The organism is Parageobacillus sp. NEAU-HV-2, from assembly GCF_059115485.1.
In genome coordinates this window covers 37,485-54,351 of sequence record NZ_JBXUJJ010000011.1, presented here as the reverse complement: position 1 = coordinate 54,351, position 16,867 = coordinate 37,485, and the positions used below count along the sequence as shown (strand labels likewise).

Annotated in this window: 16 protein-coding genes; 13 read left to right on the top strand and 3 right to left on the bottom strand. The window is 50.6% G+C overall.

What is annotated here, in order from left to right; genetic code table 11:
* The first annotated feature begins 44 nt into the window (after positions 1 to 44).
* The 8 genes from AC1WMD_RS15570 (at position 45) to AC1WMD_RS15535 (ending at position 7,762) form a co-directional block, all read left to right on the top strand.
* Positions 45 to 1,343: an ArsR family transcriptional regulator gene (locus AC1WMD_RS15570; RefSeq protein WP_494257948.1), complete on the top strand. Its 1,299-nt coding sequence runs from the start codon at positions 45 to 47 to the stop codon at positions 1,341 to 1,343.
* 215 nt (positions 1,344 to 1,558) lie between these two features.
* Positions 1,559 to 2,788 carry a Zn-dependent hydrolase gene (locus AC1WMD_RS15565; protein WP_494257912.1) on the top strand — a complete coding sequence of 410 codons (1,230 nt, stop codon included), beginning with the start codon at positions 1,559 to 1,561 and terminating at the stop codon, positions 2,786 to 2,788.
* Positions 2,789 to 2,808: 20 nt separating this feature from the next.
* A complete protein-coding gene (locus AC1WMD_RS15560) occupies positions 2,809 to 3,993 on the top strand; it encodes a M20 family metallopeptidase (protein WP_494257911.1) in 1,185 nt (394 codons plus the stop codon).
* Between the two features lie 41 nt (positions 3,994 to 4,034).
* On the top strand, positions 4,035 to 4,235 hold the full coding sequence (locus tag AC1WMD_RS15555; protein WP_494257910.1) for a DUF3311 domain-containing protein: 201 nt from the start codon (positions 4,035 to 4,037) through the stop codon (positions 4,233 to 4,235).
* On the top strand, positions 4,232 to 5,704 hold the full coding sequence (locus AC1WMD_RS15550) for a sodium:solute symporter family protein (protein WP_494257909.1): 1,473 nt from the start codon (positions 4,232 to 4,234) through the stop codon (positions 5,702 to 5,704). The genes AC1WMD_RS15555 and AC1WMD_RS15550 overlap by 4 nt, the downstream gene beginning before the upstream one ends.
* A 452-nt stretch (positions 5,705 to 6,156) precedes the next feature.
* Complete coding sequence (gene rbsK, locus AC1WMD_RS15545) at positions 6,157 to 7,041, top strand: ribokinase (RefSeq protein WP_494257908.1); 885 nt, start codon at positions 6,157 to 6,159, stop codon at positions 7,039 to 7,041.
* A 63-nt stretch (positions 7,042 to 7,104) separates the two neighbouring features.
* A complete protein-coding gene (locus tag AC1WMD_RS15540; protein WP_494257907.1) occupies positions 7,105 to 7,560 on the top strand; it encodes a VanZ family protein in 456 nt (151 codons plus the stop codon).
* Positions 7,561 to 7,645: 85 nt separating this feature from the next.
* A complete protein-coding gene (locus AC1WMD_RS15535; RefSeq protein ID WP_221927913.1) occupies positions 7,646 to 7,762 on the top strand; it encodes a DUF3789 domain-containing protein in 117 nt (38 codons plus the stop codon).
* A 33-nt stretch (positions 7,763 to 7,795) separates the two neighbouring features.
* On the opposite strand, the gene AC1WMD_RS15530 is transcribed toward AC1WMD_RS15535, so the two are convergent.
* Both AC1WMD_RS15530 and gloA2 read right to left on the bottom strand, forming a co-directional pair.
* A complete protein-coding gene (locus AC1WMD_RS15530) occupies positions 7,796 to 8,779 on the bottom strand; it encodes a Gfo/Idh/MocA family protein (RefSeq protein ID WP_494257906.1) in 984 nt (327 codons plus the stop codon).
* 36 nt (positions 8,780 to 8,815) lie between these two features.
* Positions 8,816 to 9,202, bottom strand: coding sequence for an SMU1112c/YaeR family gloxylase I-like metalloprotein (gene gloA2 / locus AC1WMD_RS15525; protein ID WP_494257905.1), 387 nt, complete (start codon positions 9,200 to 9,202; stop codon positions 8,816 to 8,818).
* A 337-nt stretch (positions 9,203 to 9,539) separates the two neighbouring features.
* On the opposite strand from gloA2, the gene AC1WMD_RS15520 reads away from it, so the two are divergent.
* From AC1WMD_RS15520 to AC1WMD_RS15500, 5 genes are all read left to right on the top strand, one after another.
* Complete coding sequence (locus AC1WMD_RS15520; RefSeq protein ID WP_494257904.1) at positions 9,540 to 10,760, top strand: dihydrolipoamide acetyltransferase family protein; 1,221 nt, start codon at positions 9,540 to 9,542, stop codon at positions 10,758 to 10,760.
* 18 nt (positions 10,761 to 10,778) lie between these two features.
* Complete coding sequence (pdhA, locus tag AC1WMD_RS15515; protein WP_494257903.1) at positions 10,779 to 11,861, top strand: pyruvate dehydrogenase (acetyl-transferring) E1 component subunit alpha; 1,083 nt, start codon at positions 10,779 to 10,781, stop codon at positions 11,859 to 11,861.
* 1 nt (position 11,862) lies between these two features.
* The gene (locus tag AC1WMD_RS15510) at positions 11,863 to 12,840 is read left to right on the top strand and encodes an alpha-ketoacid dehydrogenase subunit beta (RefSeq protein WP_043906146.1); all 978 of its coding nucleotides are present in this window, start codon (positions 11,863 to 11,865) and stop codon (positions 12,838 to 12,840) included.
* A 19-nt stretch (positions 12,841 to 12,859) separates the two neighbouring features.
* Positions 12,860 to 14,230 carry an FAD-binding oxidoreductase gene (locus AC1WMD_RS15505; protein ID WP_494257902.1) on the top strand — a complete coding sequence of 457 codons (1,371 nt, stop codon included), beginning with the start codon at positions 12,860 to 12,862 and terminating at the stop codon, positions 14,228 to 14,230.
* A 225-nt stretch (positions 14,231 to 14,455) separates the two neighbouring features.
* Complete coding sequence (locus tag AC1WMD_RS15500; protein ID WP_494257901.1) at positions 14,456 to 15,892, top strand: glycoside hydrolase family 1 protein; 1,437 nt, start codon at positions 14,456 to 14,458, stop codon at positions 15,890 to 15,892.
* 11 nt (positions 15,893 to 15,903) lie between these two features.
* On the opposite strand, the gene AC1WMD_RS15495 is transcribed toward AC1WMD_RS15500, so the two are convergent.
* The gene (locus AC1WMD_RS15495) at positions 15,904 to 16,641 is read right to left on the bottom strand and encodes a MurR/RpiR family transcriptional regulator (protein WP_494257900.1); all 738 of its coding nucleotides are present in this window, start codon (positions 16,639 to 16,641) and stop codon (positions 15,904 to 15,906) included.
* Positions 16,642 to 16,867 lie beyond the last annotated feature (226 nt).

The window sequence follows — 16,867 nt, the reverse complement described above, 5'->3', positions numbered from 1 at the left end:
GCTATCATAGGCAAGCATGCTACAAACAAGGGGAGGGACAAACGATTCGCATCCGGCTAGGAATATTGGGGGCAGACGATTCGTTAGATATTATTCAAGCCATTGCGGGGGAGTATAAGGAACTTCACTGCATCCCGATTGTATATTGGGATGAAAGCGAAATTATGGATCTCATTCGCCCGTTAATCCCGCAAGTCGATATGTGGCTGTTTTCCGGACAAGTTCCGTATTCGATTGTCAAGGAATCAGGCGAGGTCGATGTACCGCTGTTTTACGTCCCGCATACAGGAGCGAGCCTATACCGGACGCTCTTGCAGGCTTATTACGAGCGGCAAATTCCGGTTCATCAGCTAAGCTTTGATACGTACCATCCATCGGAAATCGAACGGCTGCTTGAAGAGGTTGGGATTCGGGAGCCTGTCTCGTATGTGAAGCACTATCAAGGCGAGATTTCCGCTGAAGAGTTGGCGGAGTATCATTATACATTGTGGAAACAAGGAAAAATAAAAGCAGCGGTAACCTGCTTGCGGACGGCTCATCTGGAATTAGAAAAGCTTGGTGTTCCGGTGTATCGGGTGCTGCCGGCTCGTGCCACCGTCGAGTCGGTCGTGCAGATGATCATTCGCACGGGTGAAATGCTCGACATTCAAGATGCGCAAATCGCCGTGCAGATGATGGAAGTGGATTCTTTGTCCTCGCTCACCATGGAAGCGTTCTCGACAGATGAAATTTACAAAATGGAAATGAAAGTGACGGAAAAACTGCTTCAATATGCGAAAAAAATCCAAGGGTCGCTAAAAAGCGCGGGGCCTGGGCGGTATGTCATTTTTACGACGAGAGGCGCGTTAAAAGAGATGACAGACCACTACAAAACTGTTCCGGCCGCAGATGAAATGGAACACATCCATGATGAGATCGTGACGTGCGGCATCGGCATCGGAAGGACGGCATATGAGGCTGAGATTCACGCCGGAAAAGCGTTTCTGCACGCAAAAAAATACGGAAGGGGCTCCTGGATGGTCGTCTTTGACGATGGGACGATCGCCGGTCCGTTAGGGCGCGCCGAACGGATACGTTATTCGTTAGACAGCGAGGAGCTGCAGCAGCTTAGTCAACAAACGAATTTGAGCGTCGCCACTCTAAGCAAGTTGCGCGCCATTTTACGGAAACTGGGGAAAAATGAGATTCAGGCACATGAACTGGCGGCCTATATGCAAATCTTGCCGCGCAGCGCGCGCCGGATTTTAAAGGAACTCGAGGATGCGGGCATCGCTGACGTGATTGGCGAAACGAATCCGTATCCGCGCGGACGGCCGCGGAAAGTATATCGTATTTTTTTATGATGTCGGTGAGGCTGGTTCCATATCGTTTTTGAACGATGTGGAACCAGCTTTTTTACTGATTTTAATGGAGAAGATAAACATCATGGTTCATGATATTTTTTAATATTATTTTTAATAAACAAAATTATTTAAAAATTACCATAATTGCATTATAATTAGGGACATAACCGAAATTCATCCGTAAATAGCACTCATGGTGAAGGGAGGAGAATGCCGTGATTCAGGAAGAACGGCTTTGGCAGCGGCTCATGGAATTAGGGGAAATTGGCCGGCAGCCGACGGGCGGGATTACGCGTTTGTCGTTTACAAAAGAGGAGCGCGCGGCAAAAGAAAAGGTTGCTTCTTATATGAAAGAGGCGGGGCTTTTTGTCTATGAAGATGCGGCCGGAAACTTGATCGGGCGGAAAGAAGGGAAAGACAAAGACGCGCCGGTCGTGCTTGTCGGCTCTCATCTTGATTCGGTGTACAACGGTGGCATATTTGACGGTCCGCTTGGCGTACTGGCCGCCGTGGAAGTAGTGCAGACGATGAATGAAAATGGGGTGAACACGAAGCATCCGATTGAGGTTGTCGCATTTACCGACGAAGAAGGGGCACGCTTTCGCTTCGGGATGATCGGCAGCCGTGCTATGGCGGGGACGTTGTCAGCAGAAGCGCTATATTATCAGGATGCAAATGGTGTGTCCATCGCCGAAGCGATGCAAGAAGCGGGGCTGAATCCGCATGGCATCAGTAAGGCAGCGCGAAAACCAGGATCGGTCAAAGCCTATGTCGAGCTACATATTGAACAAGGACGGGTGCTTGAAGAAGCGAATCTTCCAGTTGGCATCGTCACTGGCATTGCCGGACTCGTTTGGGTCAAATTTACGGTCGAAGGAAAAGCGGAACATGCAGGAGCGACGCCGATGCCGCTGCGCCGTGATCCGCTTGTGGCGGCAGCGCAGATCATTGAAGTGATCGAGCAAGAGGCGAAAAAAACGGGAACGACTGTCGGCACCGTTGGACAGCTGCACGTCTTTCCGGGCGGCATTAACATCATTCCGGAGCGGGTCGAATTTGTTCTCGATTTGCGGGATTTGGACGCAGCGGTGCGCGATCGCGTTTTGCAATCGGTGACGGAACGGGCGCAACACATCGCCAAGGAGCGGAATGTCCGCGTCACGACCGAACGGCTGCAAGAAATGCCGCCGGTATTATGTTCGGAACTGGTGCAAAACGCCGCCAAAGCGGCGTGTCAAACGCTTGGGTTCGATGTGTTTACCCTTCCGAGCGGCGCTGCGCACGACGGCGTGCAGCTTGCCAAGCTCTGTCCGATCGGAATGATTTTCGTCCGCTCGCAAGACGGGGTCAGCCATAGCCCGGATGAATGGAGCACGAAGGAAGATTGCGCGGCAGGTGCGAACGTTTTGTATCATACGGTGCTTCGTTTGGCGATGGATGAATAAAATGCAAGGAGGATGAAAGCATGACGAACGAAGAAATCAAACGGCTTGTCGATGAAGTGAGAGAAGAAGTGATTGCCTGGCGCCGCCATTTGCACGCGAATCCAGAGCTGTCGTTTCAGGAAGAAAAAACGGCACAATTCGTGTATGACACGTTGCAATCATTTGGCAATTTAGAACTTTCGCGGCCGACCAAAACGAGCGTGATGGCGCGGCTGATCGGGCATCAGCCGGGGAGAGTGGTAGCGATACGCGCCGATATGGACGCGCTTCCGATCCAAGAGGAAAACACGTTTGAGTTTGCCTCGAAAAACCCAGGCGTAATGCATGCTTGCGGACATGACGGACATACGGCAATGCTATTGGGAACGGCGAAAATTCTTTCCAAACTGCGCGATCAAATCAAAGGGGAAGTCCGTTTTCTTTTCCAACACGCCGAAGAATTACATCCAGGCGGCGCTGAAGAAATGGTGCAGGCCGGTGTCATGGACGGCGTCGATGTCGTGATCGGCACCCATCTTTGGTCTCCGCTTGAGCGCGGCAAAATCGGCATTGTGTATGGGCCGATGATGGCATCGCCAGACCGCTTTTTCATCCGCATCCATGGCAAAGGCGGACACGCGGCGATGCCGCATCAAACGATTGACGCGATTGCGATCGGTGCTCAAGTGGTAACCAATTTGCAGTATATCGTTTCGCGCAATGTCGATCCGCTCGAGCCGCTGGTCGTGTCGGTAACGCAATTTGTCGCGGGCACGACGCATAACGTCATTCCGGGAAGCGTCGAAATTCAAGGGACGGTGCGCAGTTTTGATAAAACACTAAGGGAAAACGTGCCGAAATTAATGGAACGGATTATTAAAGGCATTACCGAAGCGCACGGCGCGACGTATGAATTTAAATTTGAATACGGCTACCGTCCGGTCATTAACAACGACGAGGTTACCCGCGTGATTGAAGAAACGGTGCGCGAAGTGCTTGGCGAGGAAGCGATTGACCATATAAAGCCGAATATGGGTGGCGAAGACTTTTCTGCCTTCATGCAAAAAGCGCCGGGAAGTTTCTTCTATGTCGGCGCGGGAAACAAAGAAAAAGGCATCATCTATCCGCATCACCATCCACGCTTTACGATCGATGAAGATGCGTTAGAAATTGGCGTGCGCCTGTTTGTCCATGCGGCATTTAAATTATTGGCGGAAGCCCCGTAAAAGCTTCCGCTTCCTATTATTCCATGAGGGAGGAAATAAGGATGAAAGGAATTCGCTGGCTGATGGTGCTTCCGTTTCTTGGCATACTTGGCGGCATCCCGTTTGCCAATAAAGTGACTCCATATGTGCTTGGCATGCCGTTTATTCTTTTTTGGCTTGTCGCTTGGGTGATCATGACTTCCATCATCATGGCGATTGTCTACCGCTTTGATCCGGAAGTGCGGGAGGAGGAACGTGCATGAATGCGGCATTGGTGATTATTTTCGCTTTCCTGTTGCTTTCCCTCTATTTAGGGGTGCAAGCGCGCAAAGGAAAAGATATGAACTTGGAACAGTGGACGGTCGGCGGCCGCGGGTTTGGCACGATCTTTGTCTTTCTTCTCATGGCCGGCGAAATTTATACGACATTTACTTTTTTAGGTGGAAGCGGTTGGGCTTACGGCAAAGGGGGGCCGACGTTTTACATTATCGCCTATGGCTGCTTGGCGTATGTGCTGTCATATTGGATGCTTCCAAAAGTATGGAAATATGCGAAAGAGCATCAGCTTATGTCCCAATCTGACTTTTTCGTTAGCAAATACAACAGCCCGCTGTTAGGGGTGCTCGTTTCCCTAGTCGGGGTGGTCGCGCTTATTCCGTATTTGGTGCTGCAGTTAAAAGGGTTGGGCATTATCGTTTCTCAAGCTTCATACGGCACGATTTCGTCGACGGCGGCGATATGGATCGGCGTTCTTTCCGTTACAGTGTACGTGATGATTTCGGGCATCCACGGCTCGGCGTGGACAGCGGTAGTGAAAGATATTATGATTCTTGTTGTCGCGGTCTTTTTAGGTCTTTATCTTCCATTCCATTATTACGGCGGAATTCAGCCGATGTTTGAAGCGATTGAACAAGCAAAACCAGGGTTTCTCGTATTGCCGGACAAAGGCATGAGCGTGTCTTGGTTTATTTCCACTGTGCTGTTAACAGTGCTTGGTTTTTATATGTGGCCGCATACGTTCGGTTCGATTTATTCAGCGAAAAGCGCCAACGTTTTTCGGAAAAATGCGATGATTTTGCCTCTTTATCAGTTAGTGCTGCTATTTGTCTTTTTTGTCGGCTTTGCGGCGATTTTGCAAATTCCGCATTTGGAAGGCTCCGATGCCGATCTGGCATTATTGCGCTTGTCCATTCAAACGTTTGACCCTTGGGTCGTCGGGCTGATCGGTGCAGCGGGGCTGTTGACGGCGATGGTCCCGGGTTCGATGATTTTAATGACGGCGTCGACGCTGCTCGCGAAAAACGTCTATAAAGTGTTTTCTCCTTCCGCTACCGACGAGCAGGTCGCGAAACTAGCGAAATATCTCGTCCCTGTCATTGCGTTAGTTTCGTTATATTTCACGTTCCGCGGCGGAAATACGATCGTTGCTCTACTTCTCATGGGATATAGCCTCGTGACGCAGTTGTTCCCGTCGTTTGTGCTCAGCCTGATGAAAAACAATTTTGTGACGAAACAAGGAGCGTTTGCCGGTATTATCGCTGGGGTTGCGACAGTTGCCTATATTACATTATCCGGCAGCAGCATCGGCACGTTGTTCCCTTCCTTGCCACAGGTGGTGCAAGATCTGAATGTGGGAATTATCGCGTTGATTGTGAATATCGTTGTCACGGTGGTCGTAAGCTGGATTCCGACCCGCTCTGTCAGCGTTGACACGGAAAAAAGCGTGATGTAGGGAGAATGAACTTTTTTTCGCAGTTGTAGTGTCTATTTTGGATCAATTAATACGAAACATAAACCTGTAAAAAGCGGTTGTTGTTTCGGCGGGCATCACATCCATGTAGACAAGTCGACCGTAGCATTGTGAAAAAGTATGGAGGAGACATGAACTTTGATGAGACATAAGAAGGTTCATGTCTCCTTTTTATTGCTTAATCATTGGACGATTGATGCCCACTTTTAAGGAACGGTAGTTGTCGATGCGGCCGGTCGTGCTTCTGTTTAGAGAGTCCCCTACCTAACGACTAAAGACGTGAGTTTTCTGCGCTAATCTTCGTGAATCAGTTGGCCGCCGATAATATACATAAAAACATATAAGTCTCTGTTTATGGTAACCTGTTCGTAGATAGAATTCATCGTATTGCACTAGAAAACGTGGAAGATAAGAAATGAGGGAGGAATTATAATATGACAACCCCAGTCATTACCGTCATCGGCAGCATCAATATGGACCTTGTCACCATCGCCTCTCGCTTTCCGGCGCAAGGAGAAACGATTTTAGGTGAGGAATTCCACCTCATCCCGGGCGGAAAAGGCGCCAACCAAGCGGTGGCGGCCGCACGACTTGGCGCAGAGGTGCATATGATTGGCGCGGTCGGGGCGGATGCGTTCGGCAACGAGTTAGTCCGCGCTTTAGAGCGGGAAGGAGTGAATATAGATCACATAAAAAAAGTCCCCGATCATGGAACGGGCATTGCATCTATTACCATTTCCGAACAGGATAACCGCATTATTGTCGTTCCAGGGGCGAACCACTCACTTCTTCCAGAAGATATCGACCGCTGCGAGTCGGTCATTGCCAACAGCGATGCCTGTGTGCTCCAGCTGGAAATTCCAATGCCTGTAGTCCAAAGGGCGGTTTCGCTTGCGAAAAAACATCGTGTCCGCGTCATTTTAAACCCGGCGCCGGCGCAGCCGCTGCCACGGGAGTTAGTGGAGAAAGTGGATTTTCTTACGCCAAATGAGCATGAGCGAAACGTTATTTTCGAACATATCGACGCTGCAGCGTTTGCCGATAAAGTGATCGTTACCGAAGGGGCGCGCGGGGTGACCATTCAAAAAGATGGGAAACCAATGCTTATTCCGGGTTTCCGCGTTCCGGTCGTCGATACGACAGGAGCGGGCGATACGTTTAACGGCGCGCTCGCCGTTGCGCTAAGCAAAGGAATGAAGCTGGAGGAAGCGTGCCGGTTTGCCAACGCGGCGGCGGCACTATCGGTCACGAAGCTTGGCGCCCAGGGCGGCATGCCGACGGAGGAAGAGGTGAAACGGTTTTTGCGGGAAAAAGCGTAACTATTCGTGTACAATAAAAAGGTGTGCAGCGCAAGGATAAGAAACAGAAGTTAGGTGACAAAAATGAAGACAAATATACAACGCTGGGTCCCGGTCATCGTTTGGTGCATCGCCATTTACTGCTTTAGCGAATTTTCTTTTTTTACTGGAGAGAATACAAAACGCATTTTACATATGATCCTGTCGTACTTGCCGTTTGGCGGTGGTGAAAAGGAAGGACCGTCTTTGTTGAATTTTATTGTGCGGAAGCTGGCCCATTTGACCGAATTTGGCATATTGGCGGTGCTTGTCTGGCGGGCGCTGGCGCCGAAGCGGACGGCGTATGTCGGCGCCTGGCTGTTTGCCACAGTGTATGCGATGACGGATGAATGGCATCAATCGTTTGAGCCGGGGCGTACCGCTACGCCGAAGGACGTGGTGATTGACTCGTGCGGCGCGCTTTTGGCCGTTATTGGCGTTTTTCTTTATACGCGTTGGACGAAAAAGAGGCATGATTCGGTGAAACACGACGTATTTTAATAGGAAACGCTCTCCCGAGTATGTTTTTCGACCGAAAAGGGAAGAATGGGAATAGCAAGTTTGCGAGAAAAGGGAGAGGTCGCCAATGATTTCGTTCATCGCTGGAATGTTTGTCGGATCGCTTGTCATGCTTGTGATCATGAGCATGATGTTTGTCGCCAAACAGGCGGACGAGCAGAGCGCCAATTGGCAGAAGAAATGAGAAAGCTTCCTGCGAATGTGCAGGAAGCTGTTTTTATTGGTCAGCAGGAAACACGATTCCTGTTTGTTTGCGGGCTTCTTCCATCAAGGCAATCGTCAACAACGAATGCTCATGCGAATTGACTTCAGATTCGTGTTTTCCGTTTTTGATCAGCTCGATAAATTCTTTCGCTTCATAATACATCGGATGTTTCTCTTGCGGAACGGTAATGTCTTCTATACGTCCGTCGCGGTAGCGGATTTCCACTTTCGTCGGCGTGTGGATCGCATCGATGAGCATGCTTCCGTCTTCTCCTTGAATTTCTGCAGGCAGATAGGAGTTCGTAATTTTCGAGTACATGACGACGGCGTCCATCTCCTCATAAGTAAAGATAATCGTCCCTTCGCCATCCACGCCTGATTCGAGCTTCAAGCTGCTGGCTTGCAGGCGGTTTGGTTTTCCAAACAAGACGACCATCGGATAAATGCAATAGACGCCGATATCCATTAACGCGCCGTTGGAAAAGGCAGGGTTGAACGCATTTAATACGGTGCCTTGTTTATACGCGTCATAGCGTGACGAATATTGGCAGTAGCTCGCAAAATAGCGGCGGATTTTGCCAAGTTTATGTAAATGCTGGCGGATCGCCTGAAAGTTCGGAAGCAGCGTCGTTTTCATCGCTTCCATCAACACAACGCCGTTGCGCCGTGCCGCCTCGATCATCGCCTCGACTTCTTTCTGGTTCGATGCGAGCGGTTTTTCGCACAGCACATGTTTGCCGTGGTTCATGAGGAAAATCGCCTGCTCGGCGTGCAGGGAATTCGGGCTGGCGATATAGACGGCGTCGATCTCCTCGCTTTTCGCCAGTTCCTCTAGATCGGTAAACGTGCGCGCTGCCCCCGTTTTTTGCGCAAATTCCCGCGCCTTCTCCTCCGTCCGTGAATATACGGCGGCGAAGGCGAAATCTTCTATTTCTCTAGCTGCTTCAATAAATGCCTCTGTAATCCAGTTCGTACCGATGGTGGCAAATCGAATCATCGTGGCTCCTCCTTAGTTTATCGTAACTACCCTATTTTACCGCTCATACAGCTCAATCGGCAATTCATCCGGATCGCAAAAAAACGTGAACCGCTTCCCCGTAATCGGGTCGACACGGATTGGCTCCGTCTCGATGCCATGCGTATGCAAATAGGCGGCTGCCTCCTTGATATTTTCGACTTCCAAAGCGAGATGGCGCAACCCGCACGCTTCCGGATAGCTTGGCCGCTTCGGCGGGTGCTCAAAGGAAAACAGCTCGATTTGCGTATGGTCGCCGACTTGCAAATCCAGTTTGTACGAACGGCGTTCCTCTCGATACTGTTCGTGAATGACGCGGAATCCGAGAATGTTCGCATAAAAATGTTTCGACCGTTCATAGTCGGAACAAATAATGGCGATATGGTGAACGCGAGTAAAGCGCATCGGTTTCCTCCTTATCGGTAAGCTATTTTACAATAAAAATAGATTCGCCGCAGTCCGCACGCTTTGGCACGAAAAATGTCTTTTCTATCTATATTGACATGGAACAAAATGTATATTATCATAAAAACAATAGATAGTAAAATTCAGAATATTTACACCATTTCATTTTACTAAAAAAGTATCTGTATGGATGAAAGCGTTTGCTTCAACAAGTTCCTTCCATCTAGCAAAACCCCAAAGCATATCTGCACCATGTGTCGCCCACATCATCTTGCTTCTAGAATGATACTACATTATTTTCCAATGAAATAGTAGAAAGGGAGAAGGGGATATAATCATGCGCTATGAATTTAAACTGCCCGATATCGGTGAAGGATTGCATGAAGCGGAGATTATCCGCTGGTTGATTCAAGAGGGGGACGAGGTGGCGGCTGATCAGCCGATTGCCGAAATTCAGACGGATAAGGCGATGGTGGAAATAACAACGCCGGTGGCCGGGAAAGTGGTGGCGCTCGCCGGACCGGAAGGCGCGACGGTGAAAGTAGGGGAGGCGCTCATTATCGTTGAGCAACAGGAGGCTAGCAGTGCCGGTCAGCAGGAGACCGCCGGCGTGGTGACGAGCGCGGAGCCTGCGCCGCAGCGGAAAAAACGGGTCATTGCCGCTCCGTCCGTACGCAAGCGGGCGCGGGAGATGGGCGTTCCGATTGAAGAAGTAGAAGGAAGCGGAGAAGGAGGCAGGGTGACGCTCGCCGATTTGGAGCGGTATGTCAAAGAGCGGGAGTCGGCGGCCGCCGCGGCTGCTCCGGCGCTGGAAGTTGCCAAACCGCCGGCGGTCGGCCGAAACGACGATGCCATGAAAGAAGAACGCATTCCAATTCGCGGATTGCGCAAAAAAATCGCCGAAAAAATGGTGAAGTCCGCCTATACGGCTCCGCATGTGACCGGAATGGACGAAGTCGATGTCACGAAGCTGGTGGAAATCCGCACGGTACTTGCCAAACAGCTCGAGTCGGAATCAATCAAGCTGACGTATTTGCCGTTTGTCATTAAGGCGGTGACGCGGGCGCTGCAGGAGCATCCGATTTTTAACGCCATGGTGGATGAAGAAACGAACGAAATTGTTTTAAAGAAAGAGTACCATATCGGCATTGCGACGGCGACGAAAGAAGGGCTTGTCGTTCCTGTCATTAAGCATGCGGATCAAAAATCGATTCGCGAGCTGGCGATCGAGATTGCCGAGCTTTCCGAAAAAGCGCATCGCCATACGCTACGCATCGATGAGCTGCAAGGAAGCACCTTTACGATTACAAGCACCGGCGCGGGCGGCGGCTGGTTTGCGACGCCGATCATTAACTATCCGGAAGTAGCGATTTTAGGCGTCCACGCGATTAAGCGCAGACCGGTCGTCGTCGGGGATGAGATTGTGATCCGCGATATGATGGGGATGTCGCTGACGTTTGACCATCGCGTCATTGACGGCGAACCAGCCGGACGGTTTATGCGGACGGTTGCGCGCATTTTAGAACATCCGGAACAGCTGTTATTAGATGTTCGTTAAACGGAAGGGGAGGAAACGATGTTTGATCAAAACGAATTGCAATTTGAGATGGTGCAGCTGCTTGATGAAAATGGGAATGGGGATGAACAAGAGCTGGCGTCTTTTTCCGATGAGTTTCTCGTTACTCTGTACCGCTGGATGCGCAAAGCGAGAGTCATCGATGAGCGCATGTTAAAAATGCAGCGGCAAGGGCGGATTGGTACATACGCGCCGTTTAGCGGCCAGGAAGCGGCGCAAATCGGCAGCGTGATGGCGCTGCGCAAAGATGACTGGATTTTTCCAAGCTATCGGGAAATCGCCGTCTGCTTGGCGCACGGGCTGCCGCTTGCGCAAATTTTTCAATATGTCCGCGGCCGCGTCATGGGCAAAAGAATGCCAGATGATTTAAATATTTTTCCGATTCAAATCATTATCGGCGCGCAGACGCTCCACGCGACAGGATGCGCCTGGGCGACGAAGCTGAAAGGGGAAACGCAAGTATCGGTCTGTTATTTTGGCGATGGTGCGACATCGGAAGGAGACTTCCATGAAGCGCTGAACTTTGCCGCTGTCTATCGGGTGCCGGTCATTTTCTTCTGCCAAAACAATCACTATGCGATCAGCGTTCCGGTGCATAAACAGACAGCGAGCCGGACGATCGCGCAAAAAGCGCTTGCCTACGGCATGAAAGGCGTGCTGGTCGACGGCAACGACGCGCTTGCCGTGTACAAAACGATGAAACAAGCGGTGGAGGCAGCGCGCAACGGCGAAGGCCCGATGCTGATTGAGGCGCTGACGTATCGCTTAGGGCCGCATACGACAGCGGACGATCCGACGAAATATCGCAATGCCGAAGAAGTAGAGCAATGGAAGCGGAAAAAGGATCCGCTTCACCGCCTGCGGGTGTTGCTAGAGAAGCGCGGACTGTGGACGGAAGCGCAAGAGGAAGCATGGGTGGCGCAAGTGAATGAGGAAGTGACGGCGGCGTATGAGGAAGCGACGGCGAACGAAACCGGATCGCTTGTCGATATATTTGACTACGTATACGGTAAGCCAAGCAAGCTCTTACAAGAGCAGCAACAAGAAGTCGCGCGGCGGAAACAGCGGAAAGAGGTGAAGTAAGGTGGCGGAAATCACGATGATTCAAGCAATTAATGAGGCGATGCGCCAAGAAATGGAGCGGGACGAGCGCGTAATCGTCTTAGGCGAAGATGTCGGCACCAACGGCGGCGTGTTCCGTGCCACCGATGGCTTGCTTGAACAGTTTGGCGATCAGCGCGTGTTTGATACGCCGCTTGCCGAATCGGGCATTATCGGCACATCGATTGGGCTGGCGGTCAACGGCTTCCGCCCAATCGCGGAAATTCAGTTCCTCGGCTTTGTCTATCAGGCGATGGATCAGCTGGCAGCCCAGGCGGCCCGCATTCGTTTCCGTTCAGCGGGGCGGTTTACGTGTCCGATCGTCGTGCGTAGTCCGTACGGCGGTGGGGTGCGCACGCCGGAATTGCATTCCGACGCGCTGGAGGCGCTGTTTACGCATTCGCCGGGGCTGAAAGTCGTCATGCCATCGAACGCGTATGACGCGAAAGGGTTGTTGATTGCCGCGATTCGCGATGAAGATCCGGTCTTGTTTTTAGAGCCGATGAAATTGTACCGCGCCTTCCGTATGGAAGTGCCGGAGGAGCCGTATGAAATTCCGCTCGGCAAAGCGCGCATCGTCAAAGAAGGGGAAGATGTGACGATCATTTCATGGGGGGCGACCGTTCCGCTTGTCGCGAAACTCGCCGCAGAAATGAAAGCGCAAGGCGTGGACGCGGAAGTGATCGATCTGCGCTGCCTGCAGCCGCTTGATATCGATACGATTATGCAATCGGTCGAAAAGACGGGACGGGTGATGATCGTCCATGAAGCGGTGAAAACGAACGGATTCGGCGCAGAGATTGCCGCACTTATCAGTGAGCGCGCCTTATTCTCGCTGTCGGCGCCGATCGTGCGCGTCACCGGCTATGATACGCCATATCCGGTGCCATCGGTCGAGGATGATTGGCTGCCGAACGCCGCCCGCATCGTCGAAGGGGTACAAACGCTCATGCGCTACTAATTCAAAAAGGGGGATCGAGATGGGACTGTATGAAGATTTGCTGGAACGGATTGGCGACCGCGAACGGGTGACGGTGAACGAAACGATTCTCGAGCAGCACAGCAAAGGCATCGCCTATCATGCGCCGCGGAAGCCGGATGTTGTCGTGTTTCCAAAGACGGCGGCGGAAGTAAGCGCGGTGTTGTCCTATGCCAATGAGCGGCGCATTCCGGTGACGCCGTTTGGCGCGGGAAGCAGTCTCGAAGGGCATGTGATTCCGGTTGAAGGCGGCATTACCCTTGATTTTACCATGATGAACAAAATTATCGAGATTCGTCCGGATGACTTTCTTGCCATTGTCGAGCCGGGAGTCACGCGGATGCAGCTGAATCAGGCGCTGAAAAAACACGGCTTGTTTTTCCCTGTCGACCCGGGCGCCGATGCGACGATCGGCGGAATGGCGGCGACGAACGCGAGCGGCACCAATAGCGTCAAATACGGCGTCATGCGCGACCAAGTGCTTGGCTTGGAAGTCGTATTAGCCGACGGAACGATCATCCATACCGGCGGGCTGGCGGTAAAATCGTCAGCGGGCTATGATTTAACAGGTCTGTTTGTCGGTTCGGAAGGAACGCTAGGAGCGTTTACGCGCATCATTGTCCGCCTGCAAGGCATTCCGGAAGCGACAAACGCGATAAAAGTCAGTTTTCCGACGTTGGCGGAAGCAGCACAGGCGGCAGCGGCGATTTTAAAGGCAGGTGTTTCGCCAGGGAAAATTGAGCTGGTCGACGAGCAAACGATCGACGCTGTCAACCAATATAAAAAGACGGATTATCCAGTGAAGCCGACGTTATTTATCGAACTAAGCGGCAGCGCCGCCAGCATCCAAGACGGAACCGCGCTGGTCAAAGAGCTGTGCGCGGCGGAAAACGCGACATCGTTTGAGGTCGAAGACGATTCCGCTGCCAGGGCGAAACTATGGGAGGCGCGCCACCATGCGGCATTTGCCATTCAAGCGGCCTACCCTGGGAAAGCGATGTTATCCACCGACGTATGTGTGCCGATTTCCAAACTGCCAGCGGCGATCGCCGAAACGCGCAAGCTCGTCGATGAATACGGCATGACGGCGGCGATTTTCGGTCATGTTGGCGATGGCAACTATCATACGGTGCTGGCGTTTGACCCGAACGATGCGGAAGAAAGGAAGCGCATCGAAGAAGTAAACGCCCGCATCGTCCGCTACGCCTTATCCCATGGCGGCACGTGCACGGGCGAGCACGGCATCGGCATCGGCAAACGGCAGTTTTTATACGAAGAACATCGCGATTCCGTTCCGTTTATGAAAGGGATTAAGCAGCTGTTTGACCCGAACGGTATTATGAATCCGGGGAAAATTTTTTTATCATCTTAACTGAGAAGCCCTCCACTTCAACGAAGTAAGTGGGGGAGGATGTCAAGAGTTAGGTTTCCTCTACCGAATATACAGCAGGTAGAGGATTTTTTTGTAACTGCATGTTACTCATATGTAACAAGTTTTTTCTGTTTAGTACATATTCCAGAATATGTGAAATGCATTTACTTTTTTCTACAAAACATGTTTATTTATAAGTAAAGATGTAACAAGGGGGGGAAAGTGATGGAACACAAGCAGTTACGCCCATTCCCAGAACATTTTTTATGGGGATCTGCTTCCGCGGCGTATCAAGTAGAAGGCGCATGGAATGAAGACGGAAAAGGCTTATCGGTTTGGGATGTATTTGCCAAACAGCCAGGCAGAACGTTTAAAGGAACGAACGGCGATGTCGCGGTTGATCATTATCACCGCTATAAAGAAGATGTGGCGTTAATGGCGGAAATGGGGTTAAAAGCATATCGTTTCTCCGTGGCATGGAGCCGCATTTTCCCAAATGGGAAAGGGGAAGTGAATGAAAAAGGGCTGCAATTTTATGACAATCTGATCAATGAACTGTTAGCACATAATATTGAACCGATTATTACACTGTATCATTGGGACGTTCCACAGGCGTTAATGGACGAATATGGTGCATGGGAATCTCGGCAAATTATCGATGATTTTCACAACTATGCGGTGACGTTGTTTCAACGCTTTGGCGATCGCGTCAAATATTGGGTGACGCTCAACGAACAAAATATTTTCATTCCGTTCGGCTATCGGTTAGGGCTGCATCCGCCAGGGGTCAAAGACGTCAAGCGCATGTATGAGGCGAACCATATTGCCAATTTGGCGAACGCCAAGGTGATTCAAGCGTTCCGCCATTATGTGCCAGACGGCAAAATCGGCCCAAGCTTCGCTTATTCGCCGATGTATCCATACGATTGCCGGCCGGAAAATGTGCTGGCGTTTGAAAATGCCGAAGAATTTCAAAACCATTGGTGGATGGACGTATACGCCTGGGGCACGTATCCGCAAGCCGCGTGGAACTATCTCGAACAGCAAGGATTGGCTCCGACGATAGAACCCGGCGATATGGAATTGTTGAAAGCAGGAAAACCGGATTTTATGGGCGTCAATTACTACCAAACCAAAACGGTCGAGTACAATCCGCTAAACGGCGTCGGCGAGGGAGTCATGAACACGACCGGACAAAAAGGAACGTCAACTGAGAGCGGCGTTCCAGGACTGTTTAAAACGATTCGCAATCCGTATTTGGACACGACGAACTGGGATTGGACAATTGACCCTGTTGGCCTTCATATCGGATTGCGCCGTATTGCCAACCGGTATGGTTTGCCGATTCTTATTACCGAAAACGGCCTTGGCGAGTTTGACAAGCTCGAAGACGGCGATATCGTCAATGACGACTACCGTATTGACTATCTCCGCCGTCATATTCAAGAAATCCAGCGCGCGATTACCGACGGCGTCGATGTCATTGGCTATTGCACATGGTCGTTTACCGACCTTCTCAGCTGGCTGAACGGCTATCAAAAGCGGTACGGGTTTGTGTACGTCAACCGTGATGACGAATCGGAAAAAGATTTGCGGCGCATTAAAAAGAAAAGCTTTTATTGGTATAAACGGGTGATTGCTTCCAACGGCAAAGAGCTATGAGCGTTTGCCAGTTATGTAAGCGGCTCGTTCAGCACCCGGTACATCTCTTTCGCTAAGCTTTCGAGCAAGTAAATGACAGGGATTTGCGTCGTGACATTCGTTTGTTCAATAAACTCGGCATTGACGTAATACGTTAAGTTGTAATCCGATATTTTCGCCAAGGAACAATGTTTGCGGTTGGTGATGCTAATGATGGTGCTTCCTTTTTCTTTAAAGCGGTGTACTTGCGATAACGTATAGGATGTTTCGCCTGATACGGACAAAGCGATCACTACACAGTTGTTGAAATAATGGCCGTAAATTGGGAAAAACGGATCTTTAATATAAACAGAAAACTTTTTCAACGCGGAAAAATAGCGGGAGCCGTATTCCGCCAAAATGCCGGAGCTGCCGGAGCCGACGAAAATGACGTTGTCAGCGTTGGCGATCGCAGCCGCCGCTTCACGAATCGTCTGCTGGTAATCGGTTTTTAAGGTTCGCTCAAAAAATTCGGCCAGTGTGTCTTGGGCGTTGGTGATAAGGGAGCGCTCGTTTTGCTGCAAGTATAGTTTCAGTTTCGTTTTAAACTCGGAAAAGCCGTCGCAGCCCACCCTTTTGCAAAAACGCAAAATTGTTGGCGGCGAAACGTGCACCGCTTCAGCGAGTTCGCGGATGCGCATGTATACTACTTCATTGGCGTGTCTTGTGACATAGTTGTAAATGATATAGTCTAGTTCGGAAAAACGGGCAATTTGTTCGGGCGTAAACATAAAGACACCTCGGTTTGGCTATTGTAATTGAATTATAGCATGCCAGATAAGAAGGAAACATCAGCCCGATTTGCAACCTATTTGAAGGATAAACCAACAATTGCTGCGGAACGATGACTCAAAAGGTTGTTGAAGTTCACCTTTTGAGTCATTTTTTTCGCTATCCCAACGATGCAGCAATTTATGTACAATAAAGTTAGATGAGATGGTTTCATTCATACAGGAG